At 70.9% G+C, this 22,671-nt stretch carries 11 protein-coding genes; 2 read left to right on the top strand and 9 right to left on the bottom strand.

From position 1 onward, the window contains the following. Positions 1-13 precede the first annotated feature (13 nt). Entirely contained in the window at positions 14-1,207 is a 1,194-nt protein-coding gene (locus tag ABH935_RS17560) for an acyltransferase family protein (protein WP_370378958.1), read from the top strand. 110 nt (positions 1,208-1,317) lie between these two features. Here the strand turns inward: ABH935_RS17560 and ABH935_RS17555 are convergent, their stop codons facing one another. The 4 genes from ABH935_RS17555 to ABH935_RS17540 form a co-directional block, all read right to left on the bottom strand. After that, complete coding sequence (locus tag ABH935_RS17555; protein WP_370378957.1) at positions 1,318-2,925, bottom strand: MFS transporter; 1,608 nt, start codon at positions 2,923-2,925, stop codon at positions 1,318-1,320. A 267-nt stretch (positions 2,926-3,192) separates the two neighbouring features. Then, a complete protein-coding gene (locus ABH935_RS17550; RefSeq protein WP_370378956.1) occupies positions 3,193-4,023 on the bottom strand; it encodes a cyclopropane-fatty-acyl-phospholipid synthase family protein in 831 nt (276 codons plus the stop codon). A 108-nt stretch (positions 4,024-4,131) separates the two neighbouring features. Further along, the gene (locus ABH935_RS17545) at positions 4,132-7,344 is read right to left on the bottom strand and encodes a hypothetical protein (RefSeq protein ID WP_370378955.1); all 3,213 of its coding nucleotides are present in this window, start codon (positions 7,342-7,344) and stop codon (positions 4,132-4,134) included. A gap of 116 nt (positions 7,345-7,460) precedes the next feature. After that, positions 7,461-8,180: an alpha/beta fold hydrolase gene (locus ABH935_RS17540; RefSeq protein ID WP_370378954.1), complete on the bottom strand. Its 720-nt coding sequence runs from the start codon at positions 8,178-8,180 to the stop codon at positions 7,461-7,463. A gap of 113 nt (positions 8,181-8,293) precedes the next feature. Between ABH935_RS17540 and ABH935_RS17535 the strand changes: the two genes are divergently transcribed. After that, the gene (locus tag ABH935_RS17535) at positions 8,294-8,668 is read left to right on the top strand and encodes a winged helix-turn-helix transcriptional regulator (protein ID WP_370378953.1); all 375 of its coding nucleotides are present in this window, start codon (positions 8,294-8,296) and stop codon (positions 8,666-8,668) included. Here the strand turns inward: ABH935_RS17535 and ABH935_RS17530 are convergent. From ABH935_RS17530 to ABH935_RS17510, 5 genes are read right to left on the bottom strand one after another with little or no spacing between them, the layout of a single operon-like run. Beyond that, positions 8,647-9,921 carry a glycosyltransferase gene (locus ABH935_RS17530; RefSeq protein WP_370378952.1) on the bottom strand — a complete coding sequence of 425 codons (1,275 nt, stop codon included), beginning with the start codon at positions 9,919-9,921 and terminating at the stop codon, positions 8,647-8,649. The two genes, ABH935_RS17535 and ABH935_RS17530, sit on opposite strands and share 22 nt — an antisense overlap. Next, positions 9,918-10,721 (bottom strand): alpha/beta fold hydrolase, encoded by an 804-nt coding sequence (locus ABH935_RS17525; protein ID WP_370378951.1) that lies wholly within the window; start codon positions 10,719-10,721, stop codon positions 9,918-9,920. The genes ABH935_RS17530 and ABH935_RS17525 overlap by 4 nt, the downstream gene beginning before the upstream one ends. A 6-nt stretch (positions 10,722-10,727) precedes the next feature. Beyond that, on the bottom strand, positions 10,728-11,072 hold the full coding sequence (locus tag ABH935_RS17520; protein ID WP_370378950.1) for an acyl carrier protein: 345 nt from the start codon (positions 11,070-11,072) through the stop codon (positions 10,728-10,730). Then, complete coding sequence (locus tag ABH935_RS17515) at positions 11,069-15,694, bottom strand: beta-ketoacyl synthase N-terminal-like domain-containing protein (RefSeq protein ID WP_370379009.1); 4,626 nt, start codon at positions 15,692-15,694, stop codon at positions 11,069-11,071. The genes ABH935_RS17520 and ABH935_RS17515 overlap by 4 nt, the downstream gene beginning before the upstream one ends. After that, positions 15,691-22,527, bottom strand: coding sequence for an SDR family NAD(P)-dependent oxidoreductase (locus ABH935_RS17510; protein ID WP_370378949.1), 6,837 nt, complete (start codon positions 22,525-22,527; stop codon positions 15,691-15,693). The genes ABH935_RS17515 and ABH935_RS17510 overlap by 4 nt, the downstream gene beginning before the upstream one ends. Between the last annotated feature and the right edge of the window lie 144 nt (positions 22,528-22,671).

Raw genomic sequence — 22,671 nt, 5'->3', positions numbered from 1 at the left:
GAGGCAGGCACACATGACAGAGGCAACGGCAGCCCGTACGGCCAGACTCCCCTCCCTGACCGCGCTACGATTCGTCGCCGCATTCATGGTCTTCATCTACCATTCGCACTATTTGGGCGCGTTCCGCGACGCAAGGGTGCAAAAGGACTACAGCTTCGTCACCAACAGCGCCGGCGCGGTCGGCGTCTCGTTCTTCTTCGTCCTCAGCGGATTCGTGCTGACCTGGGTCGCGAAGCCGGACGACACGAAGGTCCAGTTCTGGCGCCGGCGGTTCTTCAAGATCTTCCCGAACCACGCCGTGATCTGGCTGGTGATCGTCGCCATGCTGCTCGTCTCGGGCACCAAGTTCATGGTCGAGCCGGCCGTCGCCAACCTCTTCCTGGTGAACTCGTGGGCGCCGGACATGAACAACCTGCTCTACGCGGTCAACGGGGTCACGTGGTCGCTGTCCGCGGAGATCGTCTTCTACCTGCTTTTCCCGTACCTGATCCTCGGCATCGCCAGGATCCGGGCCGACAAGCTCTGGTACTGGGCCGTCGGTGTGGCGGCGTTGTCGCTGTCGGTCCCGCTGCTGTCGAAGACCTTCCTGCCCGGCTCTCCGATGTTCCCGGGGTACACCGAGTTCTCCTGGCCGCAGATGTGGTTCGTGTATCAGTTCCCGCTGGTGCGCTGCCTGGAGTTCATCGTCGGCATCCTCTTCGCCCGTATCGTCATCAGCGGGCGGTGGGTCCGGCTCGGTCTGGGGCCGGCCGCGCTCATCGTGCTCGCGGTATACGTGCCGTCCCTGTGGATGCCTCAGCTCTGGACGTTCGCCGCGCCCTACTCGTTCCCGCTCGGGCTGTTGGTCTCGGCTGTCGCCACCAGTGACATCGCCGGTCGCAGGACGGTGCTGACCCGTCGTCCCCTGGTCTGGCTGGGCGAGATCTCGTACGCGTTCTTCCTCATCCATCTCAACGTGCTGAACTCCGCGCAGGCGGCGTTCAAGGGGGAGTGGATGGGATACGGCGACTACGACCCGACGTCGTGGAGCACGCCGGTGGCGGTGCTGTTCCTGCTGGGCTGTCTGGCCGTCAGCGTCTTCCTGGCGTGGCTGCTCTACCGGTTCGTGGAGATGCCGATCATGCGGAGATGGTCGAGGCCGCGGTCGCGCCAGCCGGTGGCTGTGGTCCGCACCGGTGAGGTCAGCGAGGCCGCGACCACGGGCTGAGCCGAGCGCGGCGCTCCGCCCGCCACCCGGTGAGGGTGGCGGGCGGAACGGTTGTCAGGACTTTGCTGTCAGGACTTTGCTGTCAGGACTCGGCTGTCAGGTCTCGGTTGTCAGGACTCAGTCAAGGTGGCGGGCTCGCCGATCGGATCCGGTTCGCCGGCTCCCTCGCCGGCTCCGTCGCCCGCTTCCTCGGCCGCGCCGGGCGCCGCCTGCGCGGCCGGCTTCTGGCGCAGCGTCGTCCACGCCAGGACGAACACGACCCCGATGGTCACGATGCCGCTGACGGCCACCACGTCCAGCCCGTCGGTGAAGGCGTTGCGGGCCTTGACCAGCAGCGCCTGGGACTGGTCGGCCGGGAGCTTGGCCGCGGCGGCGACCGCGTCGGCCAGCGTCTGGCGGGCGCCGGTGACCGCCGAGTGCGCCATGCCGGACTGGTAGACCGCGGCGCCGACGCTGCCGAGCAGGGCCAGTCCGAGGTTCGAGCCGAAGACGTTGCTGGTCTCCGACATCGACGCCGCCGAGCCCGCCTTCTCCGGCGGCGCCGACCCGACGACCAGGCTGGTGCCGAGCACGAACAGCGGCCCGATGCCGAGGGCCACCAGCGCCACGCTCAGCGATACCAGGACGACGCTGCTGGTGCGCGTCACGGTACTGAGCAGGACCAGGCCGACGACACACAGCGCGAGTCCGCCGAGGATCGCGGTGCTCGACTTGATCTTCCGCACCAGTACCGGGGTGACCAGGACCCCGATCGCGATGCCCACGCCGGTCGGGGCCTGCCACAGCCCGGCCTTGGCCGGCTCCAGCCCGAGCACGCTCTGGATGAACTGGCTCGTCAGCAGGCCCGCCCCGGCCAGCGTCCCGGAGCCGATCAGCATGGCCAGCAGCGAGCTGCTGAACCTGACGTTGCGGAACAGCCGCAGGTCCAGCAGCGGGTTCGGCAGCCGCAGCTGTCGGAGCGTGAACGCGACACTGAACACGACGCCGACGACGATGCCTACGACCGGTCCCATCGGCGAGCCTCCGACGCCGGCCGCCAGCTGCTGGACGCCGTAGATCACCGGCAGGATCGCGGCCAGCGACAGCACCACGCTGACCAGGTCCAGCCGCTTGGCGTCGGCGCTGCGGTACTCAGGCAGCAGGATCGGCCCGACGATCAGCAGGAGCAGCATGACCGGCGTCCCGAGCAGGAACACCGAGCCCCACCAGAAGTGCTGGAGCAGAACGCCGCCGATGACCGGACCGAGCGCGGCCCCGCCGAAACTGCAGAACGCCCACAGCGAGATGGCCGTGCCCATCTGCTTGGGGTTCCGGAACATGTTGCTGATCAGCGCGAGCGTCGACGGCGACAGCGTGGCGCCGGCGATGCCCAGCAGGGCCCGCGCGATGATCAGCATCAGCGGACTGGTCGAGAACGCCGCGAGCAGCGAGGCGGCGAAGAAGCCGCCCGCGCCGATCATCAGCAGCTTGCGCCGCCCGATCCGGTCGCCGAGCGTGCCCATCGTGATCAGGAACCCGGCGAGCATGAACCCGTAGACGTCGGTGATCCACAGCTGCTGGGTGCCGGTCGCGTGCAGGTCGGCGCTCAGATGGGGCAGCGCCAGGAACAGGCCGCCGATGTCGAAGGCGACGAGCAGCGTGGGCAACGCCAGTGCGGCCAGGCCCAGCCATTCCCGGCGCCCGGCCAACGGGGCCGCGTCCGGAGTCGTGTCACTCATGGCAAATCCTTCCTCGCTCACCACAGTGGGTCGGCACCCCGCGCGTGGCGCCTTCACCTGGTAGTCGGAGCAGATCCGGAGAACCCGACATGTCCAGTGATCCGGGTTCGAAGATCTGGGGTCGGCACGTCTTGCGCCCCGACTCGACTCACGAAACGGGCCGGCGTCCGCGCACTGTGAGGGGTGCGGGCGCCGGCCTGTCGTGGTGTGGTGGGTGGGGTAGTGCGTGGGTGGTGCGCATGATGCACGTGGTGCGTTCCGTAGCGGTCAGGCGCGCGGCTTGCCGAACGCGGCGACGGCGTAGCCGATCCGGTCGGCGCTGATCTCGAAGAACCCGGAGAGCCCGCCCTCCAACCCCTGGTACGCCTCGTCTCCGAACCGGGCGACCACGGACTCGCGGACTCCCCGCGCGGCCTCGATGTACTTCGGGCCCATCCCGAACACTCGCGGCCCGCACTGGGTGTACTCCTCGACCGCGAACCCGGCCGCGGTGAACTTCTCGATCCAGCCCGGCAGGGTGAGCAGGTTGGTCAGGCCGAGGGCGGCGAAGAACTCCTCGACCTCGCGCGCGCTCGCCTCGGACTCCACCGTGTAGTCGACCAACCCGACGCGCCCGCCGGGGCGCAGCACGCGGTGGAACTCGCGCAGGACCCGGTCCAGATCGGGCGCGTGGATGAGCGACTCCATCGCGAGGACCGCGTCGAACGAGGCGTCGGCGAAGGGCAGCGCCATGTAGTCGGCCCGCTGGTAGCGGACCCGCTCCTGCATCCCGGCTGCGGCCGCCCGGGCCGTCGCGGCGTCCACCTCGGCCTGGCTGACCGTGACGCCGGTGACCTGCGCGCCGGTGGCCTCGGCCACGTCGAGGGCGGGCAGCCCCAGTCCGCAGCCGGCGTCCAGGACCCGGTCCCCGGCCCGGAGGTTGAGCGCGTCGGCCACCTTCCGCGTGATGCGCCGCGACGCTTCCCGCAACGGCGTGGTGTCCTCCTCGCCGTACCAGTAGGAAAGGTGGACCTGCCCCTCGTTGAGGAGATCGGTCATGGAGGCCGACTCGTCGTACCGCCGGCCCATTTCGTCGGGTCCGATTACTGTCTTCGCCACGATCGTCCACTCTCTTATTCCGGCAATTGCGGACATGTCGGAGCGTTACTCTAGTGCGGCGATTTACGGGCCTTCTTCTTTGTGATTGCTTGATATGCACTGCCGTTGCTATTCGCGATGGAGATCGATGTCGCGCGCGGTGTCGGCCACCTCGGGATGGGGCGAGGCGCGCAGTGCGGTGACGACCTCGTGCCAGGATTCGCTGCGGATTCCGTTGCCGATGACCACGTTCGCGAGCTGTGCGGCGACAAGACCACCGGCCAGATCGCGGCGGTCGGCCAACGTTTGCGCCGCAGCCAGGAACCCGGCGGGCACCCGCGCCCCGAGCTGGTGGCTGATCTGCTCCCTCAGCCGGTGCTCGGACACGCCCGCCAGGTAGGGACGGCCTGCCAGCAGATCCGCGTAGGCGATGAGACGCTCGTCGAGGTCGTCGGCCGCCGGGTCCAGGAGCGCCAGCGCCAGTCGGACGGCGAACCGCGTGTACCGGGGCTCGCCGGCCAGCGCGGTGAGAGATCGCTCGACCAGGTCCAGGGACCACGGCTCAGGGTTCTGATAGCGGTTCCGGAGACTGACGAGGGTTCCGGTCAGCGCCGAGGCGAGTTTGGCCCGCGCCGGGTCGTCGGCGAGGCGGCGCAACACGTCCGGGACCCGGTCCGTGCCGGATCCGGTCGAGATCAGGGACCTGATGAGCTCCAAGGCCAGCTCGGCCTCGTCGGGATCCGACCCGAAAAGGGTGTCGAGGAGTTCGTCGAAGCCGCCCTGGTACCACGGCGCCCAGACCCCGAACGCCTTCAGACCCCGGAACCGGACACCGCCGTCGTTCGAGGCGCGGAGAAGATTCCGGACCAGCGCCGCGTAGACGGCGCGCGCCTCCGGCGGGTACTGCCGTGGGTGCGGCTGGAAGAGCGTGCGGATCATCAGCTCGCTCATCTCCGGCCCGACGGCCGCGGCGACGGCGTCCAGCGCGCGAGGGTCCTCGGAGGCCTCGCGCAGCACGACCGCGATCGCCACCCGCACGTCGCGGTGGGTGTCAGGCTGTTGCCAGGCGCGGAGGAGGACGTCCAGGTGGCCGGGGGTCCGGTTGCGGCGGAGCTGGCGGACCGCCTGCTTGCGCAGCGTGACCTTGCTGTCCGGGGCGAAGAGCACTGATTCGAGCGCCGGGCCGAGGACCGAGGGACGCACCCGCGCGCAGCACGCGGTGAGCGCCGCGACGGCTTCGGGCGACTGCGGGCCGTTGGCCTCGGCGAGGAGGCGGGGGAGGGCGGCTTCGGGGGGTTCGGCGACAAGTGATTTTCCGGCAGCTCCGGCAGCTCTGGTATCCCCGGCAGCTCCGGCGGCCCTGGCACCCCTGGCTGCTCCGGCACCCCCGGCTGCTACGGCTGCTCTGGCTGCTCCGGCACCCCCGGCAGCTCCCGCACCCCCGGCTGCTCCGGCGGCTCCGGCGGCCCCGGCAGCTCTGGCACCCCCGGCGGATCCAGCGGCCTCGGTTGCTCCGGCGCCCCCGGCTGCTCCCGCACCCCCGGCGGATCCAGCGGCCCCGGCTGCTCTGGCTGCTCTGGCTGCTCCGGCGGCCCTGGCTGCTTCGGCAGACGGTTCGGTGCTCGGCTGCGCGAGGTCTTTCTCCTCGGCACCGCCTGAGTTTTGCGCGACCTGTTCGAGTGTGTCGGCGGTGTCCGGCGTTGCCTCTGTCCCCTCGGCGGGCATCGCGAGCTCCGGGCAGTTCTCAGCCCGCCGTCCCAGCGCCCGTCGCAGATCCCTGACAACAGCGGCGTCGCCGAGCCACGGCCGCAGCACCGCCACCAGCTCGCGTTCCTGGCCCGGCCGCAGCGCCAGGTCGAGCCGCCAGTGGTCCGCCGGCGGGACCGGGCGGTGCCAGTAACCGCGTCGGCGCATTCGCCGCACCGGCGGCGGCGGGTTCAGCTCCTCCTCGGTCGGCACGTCCAGCCCCGCCGTGCCGAACCGCGCGACAAGCTGCCGGTGCACGTCCAACGCCCACGCCACCAAGCCCGGCGACGTCTGATGCCGCAGTGTCCGGCGGGCCAGCAGCCTCAGTGTCCGTCGCGTCTCCGTCGACGAGTCGCGCGAGTCGAGGGCGGCCGCCGTCAGCCGCTCCAGGAGCGGCACCCACGCGTCCCCGAACACCGCGACCGGCAGCCGGACGAGCGATTCGAGGTAGCCGCGGCGCACCGGATCCGGCTCGTTCAGCACGCGCGGGGCCAATGCCTCGACCTGCCGCAGGACCTCCGCCGCCGTACCGGTCTCCGCCGCGCGGCGCAGGAGCAGGGCCCGTGCGGCCGTCCGCACCGTCGAGGTGCCCGACGCGGCTGCTTCGGTCAGCACCTCGACCGCCTCGGCGAAGGGCAGGTACGAAGCCAGCGTCAGCTCGACCGCCGCGGCCTGCGACCGGCGCCGGTTCGCCTGCCACTGCGGCTGGTGCCACTCCAGCATCCGCCGGGCCTCGGCCTCGGCCCGCGCTCGCGGCAGCACGTCGAGAAGAGGCTCGGCCCACATCGGCTGGAGCTCGGGGGCGGCTGCGGCGAACGCGTCGACCAGGGCTTCGCGGCGCGTCGGCGGCAGGTGTCGCAGCACTGCCCACAGCGTGTAGAGGCCGCCGTTCACGTAGGCGATGATTCCCGCGTCGTCCAGGGTGGCGACGGCATCGTAGTGTCGCCGGGTCGTCTTCTTCCGGTCGTCGTAGGACACGACGGGCCAGGCGTGCATGGGGTCGGCTTTCACCAGCGCGGTGATCGCGCGCGACGGGAGCTGGAGCCCGTAGCGGTTCGGCTGCTTCTCCAGCAGCGCGATCGTCCGCGTCGGCAGCGACTCCGCGAGGATGCCGACAACGTTCGTCCACCGCCGCCAGAAGTGGTAGCCGGCGACGCCGAGCGCCGGATCGCCGCTCTCGATGTAGGTCATCACGGCGTCCGGATGCCTGCGGGCCAGCGCGGTCCACGAGCCGATCGCGTGCGCCAGCTCCGGCAGCCGCTGCGCTGCCACCTCCGCTGAACAGGCCGGGAGCAGTGCCGCGGCCTCGCCGTCGCCCCACTGTCGGCGCACCGACGGCAGCAGGCGGTCGGCCAGCGCGGTGCGCCGCGCGTGGAACAGGGTTCGGTAGAACGCTCGACGCAGGTCCAGCGAGGCGTCCGTCAGGACGGCCGCCGCCGCGTCGTCGGTGACATCGGTGACCGGGAGGGTTCTGACCGCTCGCAGCGCGGCCCGCCTCAGAGCGAGGTCGTCTCCCCGTAGTGCCTGCTCGATCACCGGGAAGTCCCGGTCGATCATGGCCTGGTGCAACGCCTCCCGGCGTTCTTGCTCGGTCATGCTCCGGCGGTGCCGTCGACCCTTCGCGTGTTCATGGTCGCGATGTTTGCAGGTCGATGGCTTGCGCCGCAACGGAATTGCCGGGCGGCACCGGGGTTGCCGCGCACTCGGACGTGTCAGACGTCTGCGAGCTTGAGGAACAGTTCGCTGAGCTCGACCGGCATCGTGATCATGCAGTCGTGGCCGGTCGGCAGCTCCCATACCTGCGCGGGCGTGCCGTTGGGCTGGGTGGCGGCGACGGGGCGGCGGATCACGCCCTCGGGCACGGCGCCGGTGCAGTGGATGTGCGTGCGCGGGATCGCGTTCACGGCTGGGTTGTCGAGGTGCACGGGCTGCGTCAGGCACAGCACCGGCTGGTCCGAGAGCATCGTGCGCAGCCAGGCGACGTCCGCCGGCTCGGTGACGCCGAACAGCCCGAAGGGCGCCGGCTGCTCGGGCATCGGCGGGATGCGCCACCCCTCGGCGGCCTCGATCATGTGCTTGGTCACCGGCAGGACATCGAGCGCGCTCTCGCCGTCCTCCGGCACCATCGCGTCGAGATAGACCAGGTGCGCGAGACGTTCCGGGACCTGATTGGCGGCGGAGGAAATGACCAGCCCCGAGTAGCTGTGGCCGACGAGGACCACATCGGTGAGGTCGTGGTCGCGGATCAGTCCGACGACGTCGTCGACATGCGTGTCGAGCCCCACCTCGGGGCTGAGCAGGTGCGCCTTGTCGCCGTAGCCGGTCAGCGACGGCGTGAGCACGCGGTGCCCGGCGTCTTCCAGCAGCGGGACCACCCGCTCCCAGCACTGGCCGCTGTGCCAGGCGCCGTGGACGAGCAGGAAAGTGGACATGGTGGTTACCTTTCATACCTCGGTACTCTTTGAGAACCACCGCCATGCTGGTGCACTCAAGGCACCACGGGCAATAAGGCACTTTTCAGTGCCTCGGTTCTCTGGAGGTAACCGTGGAGGCGGTCAACGGCGACGCGTGTCGGACCCGCGTGGTGCTCGAAATCGTCGGCGACAAGTGGTCGCTGCTGGTCGTGCGCAACCTCCGGGACGGGCCGCGCCGCTTCACCGAGCTGAAGAAAGCCATCGACGGAATCAGCCAACGCATGCTCACCGTCACCCTGCGCAGCCTGGAGCGCGACGGGATCCTGACGCGCACGGTGCGCAACGTCATGCCGCCCCACGTGACCTACGAGCTGACCCCGATGGGCGTCACGCTGCGCGAAGCCGCCGCGCCGCTGCTGGAGTGGAGCATCGCGCACCTGTCGCAGATCGACGATGCTCGCGACGACTACGATTCTCGGCCTGCCTACGACTCCCGCGCCGACTGACCGGCGACTTCCCCGCCTTGCATGTGCCGGGGCTTTGGCCCGTCAGGCGCAAGCATCGCCTCCAGGTGCCCAGCCGCAGCATCCGCACCCCCCGCACTCCGGAACGACTCCCCAATCCGCCTGGCAGCAGCAGCGAACTCCGGCTTCCCCAGCACCTGATCCAACGCCGCGCCGATCTGCACCGCCCCCGCATGCGCGAACCGAATCCGCACCCCCGCCCCAGCAGCCACAACCTGCTGCGCGACCACCGGCTGATCGTCCCGGATCGGCGCGACGACCAGCGGCACCCCGTGATACAGCGCCTCGCACACCGTGTTCTGCCCCGCATGACAGATGGCGGCGCTCGCCCGGCGCAGCACCTCCAGCTGCGGAACGTGCGGCACCGTCAGCACGTTGTCCGCCACCGCCCGACCAACCGCGCCCGCCGGATCCGCGACGACGCCGAATAACTCCGGCCGCTCACCGATCGCCTCGGCACACGCCCGCAGAAACGACACCCCCGCATCCGAATTCGCGGTCCCAACACTGGCAAACACCAGCCGGCGGTCGTCCGGCACCCGACGCCACGGGAAGTCCGGATCCGCCGGCCGCTCGCCGATCGACGGCCCGACGTACCGGAGCGTCTCGTGCAGCGCGTCGAACTCCCCGGACAACACGGCTGTGCTGTACGCGAGCACGAGGTGCGGCGAGAACCGCAGGTCGCCATACGTACTCTGATACCGCGCGGAAGCAGCCGTGGTCGGCAACCCACTGCGAACCTCAAGCTCCAGCAGCAACTGCCGAACCCACGCATCAACCTTCGGCATCGACGCCAGCGGATTCCCCAACTCCGCAGCCGTAGTCGCGGACGTCGCCCACGGCACACCATGCCGCATCGCCACAACCGCCCCACCGACCGCCTGCTGGTCGACGAGCATCACATCGGGCCCAAAGTCCGCAACCGCCGCCGCCACCCCCGGAATCATCGCCTCCGCAAGCGGCACAAGAAACGTCTCCCACAAGAACTTCAACGCCCCCGGCCCCCGCAACCCAGCAGGCCGCGCCGCCTCGCCGACCGGCACACCACACTCCAGCACCCTCGCCTCAGGCCCCGCCAGCCGCCCGATCACGTCCTGATGCCCAGCCCACGCAACCTCGTGGCCCCGCGCAACCAACGCCGCCGCAACACCGACGACCGGATTGACATGCCCCACCAACGGTGGCACGACGATCAGAAACCGCCCCGCCCGCCGCGCCGCCCCCGCCCCCGTCACGCCGAGCCTCGCTCAGCGAGCCGATGCGCCTCCAGCCACCCGAGGATCAGGTCCAGCACCCGGGCCGGCGCCTCCACCAGCACCGAGTGCTCCAGGTCCGGGAGGATCACCGGCTCGCAGCGCGGCATCAGGGCTCGCAGGTGCGCGGCCTGGGCGGCGAGGTCGCTCTTCGAGCCGTAGAGGGCCAGTGTCGGGCATGCGATGGCGGCGATGTCCGCCTCCGCCAGCACCGTGCTGGCCGGCAGGTCGCGCTCCAGGGTCGTCGCCGCGAGCAGGCGCGCGGCGCGTTTGGCGCGGCGCGCCAGGTCGCGGCCGTAGCGTGCGGTGATCCATGCCGTCGCCTCCCAGGTGCCGAGTTGCGTCGCGGCCTTGTGCAGGTTCGCGGTCATCTTCGTCGACCACGCTGCGGTGGCCGGCTCCGACTCGATGGCGACGATGCCCGCGACCCGGTGTGGGTACCGCGCCGCGAAGCCGTAGACCACGGTGCCGCCGAAGGAGTTCCCGAGGAAGGACGCCGTGCTCACGTCGAGCGCGTCGAGCAGGCCGGCCAGGTCCTCGACGAAGTCGTCGACCCGGTACCCGGACGCCGGCTGCTCCGACTTGCCGTGGCCCCGCAGGTCGTAGAGCACGACGCGGAATCCGGCGTCCCGCAGTGCCTGTGCGACCGTGAAGTAGTAGCTCGCGAGGCTGTCGATGAGAATCCCGTGCACGCACACGATGGTCGGCGGATCCAGCGACCCGTCACGCGGCAGCAGCACCTCATGGTTCTGGCGGATCCCGTTGGCGACGGCGGCGGGCATGGCGCGTCAGCCCGCGTCGCCGTCGGCGTCGGCGCCGGCGCCGACGAGCGCCGCCGTCACGTACGCGACCAGCTGCCCGACCGTCAGCTCGATGATCTCGTCCAGCCCGAGCTCAGCGATGAACTCGGCGAGATTCACCCGTTCCCCGTACCGCTCCGCGAGCTTCCCGGCCAGCGCGACGAGATCCACGCTCTCCAGTTCCAAATCGTCGTGGAACCGACTGTCCCACTCGACCTCGATGTCATCGAGCCCGTACTCGTCCAGGATCGACCGCAGCATGGCGGCAACTGCCGTCAGCACCGCCTCGGCGTCCTGGGTGTGTGCGTGCGGGGTCGTCGTCTCGGTGGTCACGTGTCCCTCTCCTGATGGTTGTCGGCCTCCGGACCCTGGGTCCAGGCGACCACGTACTCTCGTGCGGGTAGATCGTCCGGATTGGCAAGCTGTTCCACGCGCACGCGGAACCGGCTGCCGTCCACCTCGACCACGGCTTCGGACGCCGTGACGTCCACGACCGCGAAGCGCCGAGGATTGCCGGCCAACCCGGTCCCCAACGCCTTCGCGACGGCCTCCTTCGCCGTCCAGAATCGGGCGAACCACAGGTCTTCCCCGTCGCCGTCCGCAGCGAGCAGGCGCAGCCGTGCGAATTCGTCCTCTGACAGTGCGAAATCGAGTGTCGCCCGGTCCCGCGCGATTACCTGCTCGACGTCAATCCCGACCGCCGTTCGACCGTCGCCAGCGGGCCCCACGATCGCCACGCCCACATCCCCGGCGTGCGCGATCGACACCGCGAACGGCGCCAACGCCGTCCCATGCGTCCCCTCCACAAAGGGCCGCCCGACACCGTCATTGCCCACCGTGACCTCGGCCGGGAAGAACTTCCGCGCCCCGCTCTCATCCCAGACCGCCTGCCGAACCGCGTCCTTGACGGCGATCCGCCCCAACAGCCACTGCCGCCGACCACGCGGCGGCCGCGCCTCGAACAACTCGCGCTCAGCCGCACCGAGATAACTCCGCATCCGCAGCTGCCGCGACGCCGGATCGATCCACCGATCGAAGACGGCGAACCAGCCGCCAGCCTCCCGTCGCGCCAGCAGCGCGCCGCCCGGATCATGTTCTACGGCCTTGGTATCCGGATGGCTCCCGAACCGTCGATCGGTCCACCCCGAGATCTCCGCCCACACCCGACCACCACTGACGAGCTGAGCATCCGCGACCACAACAGTGTCCTCAACGCTCCGAATCCGCACATGACAGGCCACTGACTCACGCGGCGTCGGGCCATAGAACGCGATCCGCTTCATCCCCATCGGGAACACCACGGTCCGCTCAGGCAACGTGTCCATGACCCAGTAGCCGAGCAACTGACCGACGTTGTCCAAAATGGCGCCCGGAGTATCCAACGCGGCGATCACACCCCGCACGTGCCGATCCCCGATGGCTGTCAGCTCTCTGACTCCCTGGAACAAGGGACCGTGGAACATCCACCGGTCTTCATAGAGGTCCCTCGCGGCGATGGAAGCCGGGCGCTCGCCGACCGGATCGACCGGCCACACCTCAGGCGCACGAGGAAACGCAGCCCCGGTCTCAATCGTCGCGCGTGCGTACCGCCCGAACTCGACCGCGAACTCGGCATCCTTACCCGGCCGAACGACAACCTCCACCACAGTCGCCGGCGCCGCAGCGGTCCACTGGTCGAAACGCGCGTCCCGCACCGCGATCGCGCCAGGGCCCGCGGCATCCATTATGTGCTGAATGACCGTGGTCGCCGGAACGACGGGGAAGCGGTCGGTCACATCCGGCCAGTCCGCACGCTGCGGGAAGAAGCAGTGGTCCAGGAGATAGGGCATCGACTCGGTATCGACTGCGAGCGAGATCCGCCGCTCCCGCGTACTCGCATCCCCGGCCTGCCGCACAGCCACCGCAGCCACCGCAGCACCCGCGCCAGCCGCAGTGTCCCGCTGCCGCGCCGCCACATCCCCAGCCTGCCGCGCAGCCAACACCGCCCCCGCGCCAGCCGCAGCGTCCCGCTGCCGCGCCGCGGCGTCTCCGGCGTGCCGTGGAGCCGGCAAAGCGCCCGCGTCAGTACCCGCTTCCCGCTGCCGCGCCGCCACATCCCCAGCCTGCCGCGCAGCCAACACAGCACCTGCGCTAGCCGCCGTCTCCCGCAGCAGCAGCGCGACCTCCGCCGCCACCGGATGCCGCGCCGCAAGCTCGTCGAGCTCGGTCAGTTCCCTGACAACCGGCGCCGGCGCAAGCGCCACAGCCTTGTCTCCCAAGCTAATAAGCGACCCGCCGAGATCAAGCTGAACCGAAGCCGCACCCCCGCGCCGTGGCGTCGAAACCCCTGCTCGACCGGCGAAAAACCCGTCGCTCGTCTCGAACCCCTCAGCCCAGAACGCGGCCGCGACCCGCCGAAGCTGAGCCACCCCGTCCCGCTGCGGTGCGTTGGCGGCGATGGCCAGGTGATCCCGCTCCCCGAGCACGTCGCCGATCACCGTCGCCAGCGCGCCGGTGCCCACCTGCACGAACGCCCGCATCCCGGCGCCGTACATGGCCTCGATCGTCTGCCGGAACCGAACCGTCTCCACCAGGTGCCTGATGAAGATCCGCCGCACCTCCTCCGTCTCGCGCGGAAACGGCGCAGCGAGAGTCGCCGACCACACCGGCACCACCGGATCGCGCAGCTCGAAGCCCTCGAACGCCTCGACGATCGGGCTCAGATACGGTTCGAGCATCGGCGTGTGGAACCCCGACCGGAACGGCAGCACCTGACACAGCACGTTCTGTCGCCGAAGCGCGCGCAACAACCCGTCCATCGTGTCCTCAGGCCCGCACACGACGCACTGATTCGGCCCGTTGTCATGCGATAGCTCGACCCCCGGATACTGCGGCAGCATCGCCGCGACCCGCTCGGCCCCCGCTCCCACAGCCCCGAAGACCAGCCCGGGCACGCGCACCGAATCCGGATCGAAGCCCGAGACGAAATCGTCCACCGCCGAGCCGGCCAACATGCCCGCACTCACCATCGCGGTCCACTCGCCGACGCTGTGCCCGGCGACCGCCGCCGGCCGGATCCCCACCTCCCGCAGCGCACGTTCCAGAAGCCGCCCGACCTCGAACACGCCGAGCCCATGCGAACCGACGCTGTCCGCGCTGTGCCCCGCAGACGCCGCCCCCAGCAACTCGGCGACGTCATCGACGCGCGGCGCGAAATCGACTTCGAGCCCTGGAAAGACGAACGCGATCCGCTCCTCGCCGCGCTCAGCGAGCAGCGGACGCGGAGTGAACCACAGATCGGCGCGACCGTGCCACGGTTGGCCGTTGGCGATGACGCGGCGTGCCAGCTTGAAGGTCCGAGGCGTCGGGCCGACGATCGCGATCCGGCACGTACCGCTGCCGCGCTGCAGGAAGGATCCAGGGTTCGGTTCCGACTCCACCGCATCGAGCAGCTCCGCGAGTGCGCCGAGATCGTCGGCCGCCAGCCGCACTTCCTTCTCAGTCTCTGTAGCAACCGCAGCGCTTCGCCGGGGCCGAGGTTGCTTAGGCGCCTGCTCCAAAACAACGTGCGCGTTGATCCCCCCGAACCCGAACGCATTCACCCCAGCCCGCCGAGGCGCCCCGCTCTCGGCATCAGGCCACTCCTCAGCTACAGACAGCGTCCGAAACCGCGTGCCCTTCACATCAGGGTGCGGATCCTCACAATGCAACGTCGACAGCAGCACGCCGTGATGCACCGCCAGCGCAGCCTTCACCAGACTGGCGATCCCCGCAGCCGGCATCGTGTGCCCAATCATCGACTTCACCGACCCGAGCACCGGCGCGCCGCCCACACCCTCGTCGGTACGTGCCGGCCCGAAGACCTCTGCGATAGTCACCAACTCCGCACGGTCCCCAGCCTGCGTCGCCGTACCGTGCGCCTCCAACAACCCGATCGCGTCAGCGGCCAGCGGATCCAGCCCGGCAGCAGCCCACGCCGCCCGCACCGCCCGGATCTGTCCCGCCGGCTCCGGGTTCAACAAGCTCGCGGCCCGTCCATCGCTGGCCACACCGGTCCCACGGATCACCGCGTATACCCGGTCGCCGGCCGCGAGCGCGTCCGCCAGCCGCTTGAGCACCACCACACCGGTGCCCTCGCCGATCAGGATCCCGTCCGCGCCACGATGGAACGGCCGGATCTGCCCCGTCCGAGAAAGCGCCCCGAGCTGGCTGAACACGCTCCAGAACGTGATGTCGTGGCAGTGGTGCACCCCGCCGGCGAGCATCGCGTCACAGCGTCCTGACACCAGCTCGGCCACCGCCTGGTCGACCGCGACCAGCGACGAGGCGCACGCCGCGTCCACGGTGTACGCCGGACCGCGCAGGTCCAGCCGGTTCGCGATCCGGGACGCCGCCAGGTTCGGGACCAGTCCGATCGCGGCCTCCGGACGGTTCGGGCCGAGCGCCTCGGCGAAGGCCGCCCGAACCGCGTCCACCTGCTCCTGCGGCAACCCGGGTATCAGCTCTCGAAGAGTCCGGACCAGCTGATTGGCGGTACGGACACGCTGATCCAAACGCACCAGACCCGGCGTCAGGTAACCGCCGCGCCCCAGCACGACGCCGACCCGGTCCCCACCCGGCAGCCGCTCCCGACCACCCGCGTCGGCGATGGCCTCGGCCGCCACCCGCAGCGCGATCAGCTGGTCCGGCTCGGCGCCGGCCACCGAGTCCGGCATGACTCCGTACGCCAGCGGGTCGAACTCGGCGAGCCCGTCCACGAACCCGCCGCGGCGCGCGTAGACCCGGTCCGGCCGCGACGGATCCGCCGCGGGGTCGTGGAACTCCGGGTCCCACCGGTGCGCCGGGACATCGGTGACGCAGTCGGTTCCGGCGACCAGGTTGCGCCAGTAGGCGTCGAGGTCCCGGGCCCCGGGCATCAGCACCGCCATCCCGACGACGGCGACCGGCGATGCGCCCGCCGCCGCGCCCGTGCTCACCACTGCGAAGCCGTGTAGACCACGGCCGCCGGGCCGTCGCCCCAAGCCAGCTCACGCAGCAGCGCCAACACCCCCTCCTCGGGATCGATCAGCGCAATACCCCGCTTGCCATATGACTGCGCCAGCTCCGGCGTCACCATCCCGCCGTGCTCGGCCGAAGGCGCCCATGGCCCCCAATGAACAGTCAGACAATGTGCCCCAGTCCGGGCCGACCAATCCGCCCCCAACGCCTCCAACGCATCGTTGGCGCTCGCGTAGTCGCCCTGCCCACGGTTGCCGAACACCGCCGCGATGCTGCCGAACAACACCGTGTACCGCGGCCGCTCCGGCAGATCATCGAGCCCTGCCAGCAACACCTGCGCACCGTCGGCCTTGGTGGTGAAAACGCGAGCGAAGGACGCCGGATCCTTCTCGGCGATGAGCTTGTCCTCAATGACGCCGGCCGCGTAGAAGACCGCGTCGATCCGGCCGTGCTCGGCGTGGATCCCCTTCAAAAGCCGGTGCAGCGCCTCACTGTTCTGCACGTCCACCGAGTGGTACCGCACCGCACTTCCCAGAGCACTGATCCGCGCGACCGTCGCGGACACCTCGCGACCGGCCAGAATGCGGCCGACCTCACGCTCGATCCGCGCCGGCGTGCTCAGCCCGCCGGCGATGAGCGCGGCCCGCAGAGCCACCCCGTCGGCGGCCGACGCCGTCGCCGCGGGCTCGGCACTGTCCGGCAACGGCGTCCGGCCGACGAGTTCCACCCGGCAGCGACCCGCGGCCGCCACCGCCTCGGCGACATGCGCCGTGATCCCGCGCGCGCCCCCGACAAGCACGACGACCGAGTCCCGGTCCAGCCCGAGCGCCTGCACTTCGGCGGCCCCGTCGCCAGCCGGTCCGGCGCCGCTCGCGGCCAGCGTTCCCAGCGGCGTTTCCACCGGAGTGATCCGGCGCCGCAGTCCCTCGGACCGTAGGACGACCGGCTCCCGGTCCGCCCCGACGATCTCCTCGATAATTTGCGCCACGAGGTCTTCGGCAGACGCGTCCCGGTCGACTTCGACCAGACGCGCGGTGGTCTGCGGGTATTCGCGGCTGATGGTGCGCCACAGGCCGCGCAGGCCCGCACCGGCGACGCGGTCCTGAACCGGCGCGACGCCGACGAACCACCGCGGCGATCCGGCCAGCGCCTCCTTGATCTCGGCGAAGCCGTGGGGGAGGAGCCGGGCCTCCTCGCTGTCTTCGGCGCCGAGCGCCCCGAGATGCACGATCCCGTCGGCGCCCGCCCCGCCGTCGACGGTCGCGCCGAGCTCGGCGAGCCGGCCGGCCAGCGCCTGCTCCACAGCGCCGGTACCGGCCGCACCGACGATCGCGAAGCGGGTCCCGGCCAGGATGCCGGTATCAACGGGTTCTGCGAAGCCGTAGTGTTCCTCACGCATAACGAAGCGCTTCGGCGCAGCAGCCGCCATAATGTCAAAGCTCGACGACAGCGGAGCGCTGCTCGACACATCGGGTTCGGACCCGCCGCTGAGGTGCGCGCGTAGCCAATCAGCGATGGCATGCGCCGTCCGTGCCTTCGCCAGTTCCTCCAGCTGCTCGTCTTCGAGCTCGGCAGCCGACAGCCCCAGGCGCTCGGCAAGCTCCCCGGCGATCTCCGTGCGTTTGATGGAATCGATGCTCAGCTCCGCCTCAAGGTCGAGGTCGGGCTCGATCATGTCGGTCGGGTATCCGGTCCGGGCACTAATGATCCCCAGGATCGTGCCGAGCAGATCGGCGGCGGGATCCTCGACCCGCTCCGGTGTCGGCGGCTCGGGCGCTGCGGCCGCCGGCGCCGCGGCGATCGCGGGAACAGTAAACGGCATGGCGGGTCTCTCAGCGTCCTGCCACACCACGCGCCCGGCCCCTGGCGCACCGCCGAGGTACGCCAGCATCACGTCCCGCTGCGCGGCGATCATTTCGCGGTTGGTCCTCAGGAACTCGGCGAGCAGCGCGTCCTGGCCGGCCGGAGTCACGGAATCGGGCGTCAAGATGCTCCCCTCCAGGGAGATTCGTCGAGCCGGGGTGAGACCGCCGGGCACGCAGGACCCGTCGGCGGTGCGGACGAGGTGGCCGTCGACCGTCCAGCCCGGCCGTGGGGCCGCGGTGGCGGTGGCGGCGTCCCGGGCGTCGCGGCCCTCGAACAGCCAGCCGGTGCGCAGCGCGACGCCGGAGGTGGCCAGCCGGGCCACGGCCGTGAGCAGGCCGCGCAGCCCGGCGCCGGGCTTGTCCTCGCAGGCGACGGCCAGATGTGGGCGGTCCTCCAGGATCGCGTCCACGAGGCGTGTCAGAACCCTGCCGGGCCCGGCCTCCACGAACACCCGCACGCCCGCGGCGTACATCGCCTCGATCTCGTCGGCGAAGCGCACCGGCGAGCCGATCTGCGCGGTCAGCTCGTCGCGCACGTCATCGGCGCTCGGGCCGTAGGGAGCAGCCGTCCGGTTCGCGTAGACCGGCGTCTCGGGGGCGCGGACCGGAACGTCCTTCAGCAGCCGGGCGAAAGCCTCACCCGCCGCCGCGACGACCGGGCTGTGGAACGCGCACGCCACCGCGATGCGCTTCGCCCCGAACCCGGCGGACCGCAACCGGGACACCGCCTCGTCCACCGCCTCGGTGGGACCGGAGATCACCACCTGCTTCGGAGAGTTCTGATTCGCCGGGACCACGCGGTCGGCGAGTCCGTGCTGCTGGAGTACGGCGACGACGTCCCGGCTCCCCGCCGCGACCGCGGCCATGGAACCCGGGTCGTCACCGGCGGCCTCCAGGATCACCTCCGCGCGTCCCCGGCTGGCGTCCAGAAGCGCGGCGGGATCCAGCGCGCCCGCGCTGGCCAACGCGACCAGTTCCCCGTAGCTGTGACCGGCCACCGCGTCGGGCCGGATGCCGAGCTTGCGCAGGAGATGGTCCACGGCGAGCCCGCCGATGCCGAGCACCGGCTGCGCGACTCGCGTGTCGCGGACGCGCAGGTCCTGGTCGGCGGCGGTGGCGTCGTCGAAGGCGCGCGGCGGGTTCAGGACGTCGGCCCACTCGCGGCCGAGCCGCAGGTAGTGCTGGAGCTCGGGGAAGGCGACGAACAGCTCGGCGAGCATCCCTGGGCGCTGGCTGCCCTGCCCGGGGAAGAGGAACGCGGTGCCCCCGGATTCCGGCGCACCGGGCCCGAAGAACACCTCGTCGGGCGGCTGGTGCAGCCCTGCGACCGGGTCGTGCTCACCGGCCAGCGCGCGCTCGGCGAGGGACGCGAACTCGTCGAGATCTGAGGCGACCAGGGCGATCCAAGCGCGGTCCGTACGTGCGTCGGACGCCCGCGCTGCCGCCAGCGCCAGATCGCGGAGCCGCCACGGGGTCTTGGCGGCGTCGGTGGTCGTCCGGTCTAGCAGTGTCCTGATTGCGCGATGCGCGGCGACGCGGTCGGGGCCACGGAAGATGAAGAGTTCTGCGGGCCACTCGGCTCGGCCGTGGCGCGGGTCCACGGCTCGTTCATGGCCGGAGAGCACGACGTGGAAGTTGGTGCCGCCGAACCCGAAAGCGCTGACGCCCGCGAGGCGTTCGCCCGGCGGCACGGCCCAGGGCGTCGCGGCCGCGCGGAACGCGAACGGGCTCTCGGTGGCGCTCCATGCGGGGTTCGGGCTGGTGAGGTTCACCGTCGGCGGCCGTACGCCGGTGTGCACCGCGAGCGCCGTCTTGACGAGTCCGGCCAGGCCCGCGGCGCACTTGGTGTGGCCGATCTGGGACTTGACCGAGCCCAGCGCGCAGCTTCCGGGTTCGGCGCCCTCCTCGGCGAACAGCTTCGTCAGGGTACTGAGTTCGGTGCGATCGCCGACCACGGTCCCGGTGCCATGCGCCTCGACGAGGCCGACCCGGGCCGGGGACACGCCTGCCGACCGGTAGGCGCGGTCCAGCGCGCGCCGCTGGCCCTCGGGCCGGGGCGCGGTCAGCCCCAGCGCGCGTCCGTCGCTGGCGCTGCCGACGCCCTTGACCACCGCGTAGACGCGGTCGCCGTCGCGTTCGGCGTCCGCGAGCCGCTTCAGCACGACGCACGCCGCGCCCTCGCCGAGCGCGATGCCGTCGGCGGAGGCGTCGAAGGCGCGGGTGCGGCCGGTCGGGGACAGCGCGTGGACCGAGGAGAACAGCAGGAAGTCGTTGATCCCGTTGTGCATGTCGACACCGCCGCACAGCACCAGGTCGCTGGTGCCGAGGGTGAGCTCCTTGCACGCGATGTCGACCGCGGCGAGCGAGGACGCGCACGCCGCGTCGACGGTGTAGTTGGCGCCGCCTAGGTCCAGGCGGTTGGCGATGCGGCCGGCGATGACGTTCGACAGGACGCCGGTGAACGAGTCCTCGGTGAGCCGGGGGAGTTGTGCGTCGAGTTCGGCGGGCAGCACGCCGAGGTAGGCGGGCAGCGTGGTGCGCAGGACTCCCGCGTTGGACAGGTCGCTGCCGGCTTCCGCGCCGAAGACCACCGAGGTGCGGTCGTGGTCCACGCCGGGCCGGTCGTAGCCGGCGTCGACGAGCGCTCGCCGCGCGACCTCCAGCGCCAGCAGCTGCGCCGGTTCGACGCTGTTCAGCGCGTTCGGCGGGATCCCGTAGCGCAGCGGGTCGAAGGGGATCGGCGGGAGGAAGCCGCCCCACTTGGACGGCGTGCCACGGCCGGCCGCCGAGCCGACGGCGTCCGGGTCGAAGAAGAGCTCCGGGTCCCAGCGCTCCGCCGGGACCTCGGTGACGCGGTCCGCGCCGTCGAGGATCGTGGCCCAGAACGCCGCGAGGTCGGGGGAACCGGGGAAGACGCAGGCCATGCCGACGATGGCGATGTCCAGGGGCGCCGGGGGTTCGTGCGCGTCGTCGGATTCGGCGCGTACTCCGAGCTCGCGGGCCGCTTCGGACGCGTTCGTGGCGTAGAACGCGCTCGCGCCCTCGGTGACCTCGGCGTGCAGGTCCGCGACGGTGGTGACGGAGTCGCGGAGCACCGCCACCTGGCCCGCCATGAACAGCCCTTCGCGGAGTTGGCGGCCCTCGTCGACCGGGAGCAACTCAGAGCCCTCGCGTATCAGCGCTTTGCCGGCGATACGCAGGCGGCCGACGTTGAGTTGTTCGAGCTGTTCCCACGCCTCACGCTCGGGGACGTCGCGGGCGCGCAGCTCCTGCCGCAGGGTCTGGAACTCGGTGGTGAACGGGCTGACGATGCCGCGCGTGGTGTGGCCGGGGGCGGATTCCAGCAGGGCGGTCGCCTCGGCGGCGAGGGCCTGACGTTGGAACAGCGGCTGGATCGCGCCGCACGCGACGGCTTCTTCGGTGAACAGGTAGGCGGTGCCCATCAGCACGCCGATCTGGACTCCGGCGCCGACCACCGATCGAGCCATCGCGGCGACCATCGCGGCCGAGCGCGCGTCGTGGATGCCGCCGGCGAACAGGATTTGGAGGCAGTCGGCCGATTCTGCGGGATCTGCGTTGGTCTTGGCTTTTGTCTGCTCGGCGAGCCAGTCCTCGATGACGCCGAGCTGCGCCTCCCAGAGCGGGAAGCTCGCGCGCGGGCCGGTGTGGCCGCCGCATTCCGAGCCCTCGAAGATGAATCTGCGGGTCCCGGCGGTGATGAACTGCCGGAGCAGGCCGGGGGAGGGGGCGTGCAGGAACGTCGCGATGCCGGCGTCTTCGAGCGCGCGGGCCTGGGTCGGGCGTCCGCCTGCGACGATCGCGTACGCCGGTCGCAGTTCCCTGACGATCTCCAGCTGTGCCGCCCGGAGCTCGGCTGGGGCGAATCCGAGGATCCCGACGCCCCAGGGACGCTCGCCGAGCGCGGCCGCTGTCTGCTCCATCATCGCGCGGGTCTGTTCGCGGTTCGCGAGTGCCAGGGCTAGGAACGGCAGCGCTCCGTCTTCGGCGACCGCCGCGGCGAACGACGCCTGGTCGCTGACGCGCGTCATCGGGCCCTGGGCTATCGGTATACGTAGATTGAGAGCTGCGGCGAGCGGCCCTTGCGGGGCAAGGGATTCGGCGCCGTTCTTGTCGCGGATCGCCTCGATGATCGCCGAGCGGACGGCACGCACCGCGCCGGCGGCGTCGGCGTGACGCTGCAGGAAGCGGTCGGCGAGGAATCCGTCCTGGCCGATGGGGACGGATGCGAGAGCGCGAAGTACCCGGTGGCCGTCGATGACGACGGTCTCCGATCCGTCCATGACGCGCAGCGCCGCGCGGATCTCTTCGGGGAGTTCGGCTTCCGGAAGCAGCGCCAGCTGGGTGTCGAGGACGACGCCGGCCGCGCCCCCGATGACGGCAGCGGCGGCAGTGTGCTCGCCGATGCCGCCGGCGGCCCAGACCGGGAGGTCGAGGCCGGGCTCGGCGAGGAGCCGCTGGAGCAGGACGAAGGTGCTCAGTTCGCCGACGGGGCCGCCTGCCTCGGATCCTCTGGCGATCAGCCCGTGGGCGCCTGCGGTCGCGGCGGCGTGCGCCTCGGCGGCGTCGGTCACTTCGACGAGGACGCGGCAGCCGGTCGCGGTCAGCTCGTCTATGCCCCACGGCGCACCTGGCCCGAGTACTACCAGGTCGATCCTTCCCGGGCCGGCCTGTCCCGCGCCGATGCCGACCGGCTCGGCCACCTCAGCGAACTCCAGTGCGCAGCCCCGCCCGCATCTGACGCCGAACCCGTCGGGGAGCCATTCCGCGGCCAGCGCCAGCGCCTCCCGCGCCGCCCGCCCTCCGGTGCCGAGGTCCACGACGCCGGTGCCCCCGCCCCGGCCGACCGCAGCGGCCAGGCGTGCGTTCGGGATACCGCAGGGTCCGATCCCGACGACCAGGTCTCGTCGATCCCGTGCAACGGGCATCGCGGCTCCGTCCTGCGCGGCGCGGCCGTAAGGCCACTGATTTATGGTTACCAACGGGTAGGGAGTTTGGCACATCGAACGTGATGTCGGAAGATAGTCCGCTGTTAAGCTGTATCAACGAAATTGCACACAGAGGGTGTCTTC

It is taken from the genome of Catenulispora sp. GAS73 (assembly GCF_041262085.1).
Lineage (GTDB): Bacteria > Actinomycetota > Actinomycetes > Streptomycetales > Catenulisporaceae > Catenulispora.
This window is presented reverse-complemented; position numbering and strand designations above follow the sequence as displayed.

Excerpts from the sequence above, each read along its gene's own strand:
- ABH935_RS17560 (WP_370378958.1), top strand. The coding sequence starts at position 14 with ATGACAGAGGCAACGGCAGCCCGTACGGCCAGACTCCCCTCCCTGACC.
- ABH935_RS17510 (WP_370378949.1), bottom strand. The coding sequence starts at position 22,527 with ATGCCCGTTGCACGGGATCGACGAGACCTGGTCGTCGGGATCGGACCC.
- ABH935_RS17525 (WP_370378951.1), bottom strand. The coding sequence starts at position 10,721 with ATGCCCGCCGCCGTCGCCAACGGGATCCGCCAGAACCATGAGGTGCTG.
- ABH935_RS17555 (WP_370378957.1), bottom strand. The coding sequence starts at position 2,925 with ATGAGTGACACGACTCCGGACGCGGCCCCGTTGGCCGGGCGCCGGGAA.
- ABH935_RS17545 (WP_370378955.1), bottom strand. The coding sequence starts at position 7,344 with ATGACCGAGCAAGAACGCCGGGAGGCGTTGCACCAGGCCATGATCGAC.
- ABH935_RS17540 (WP_370378954.1), bottom strand. The coding sequence starts at position 8,180 with ATGTCCACTTTCCTGCTCGTCCACGGCGCCTGGCACAGCGGCCAGTGC.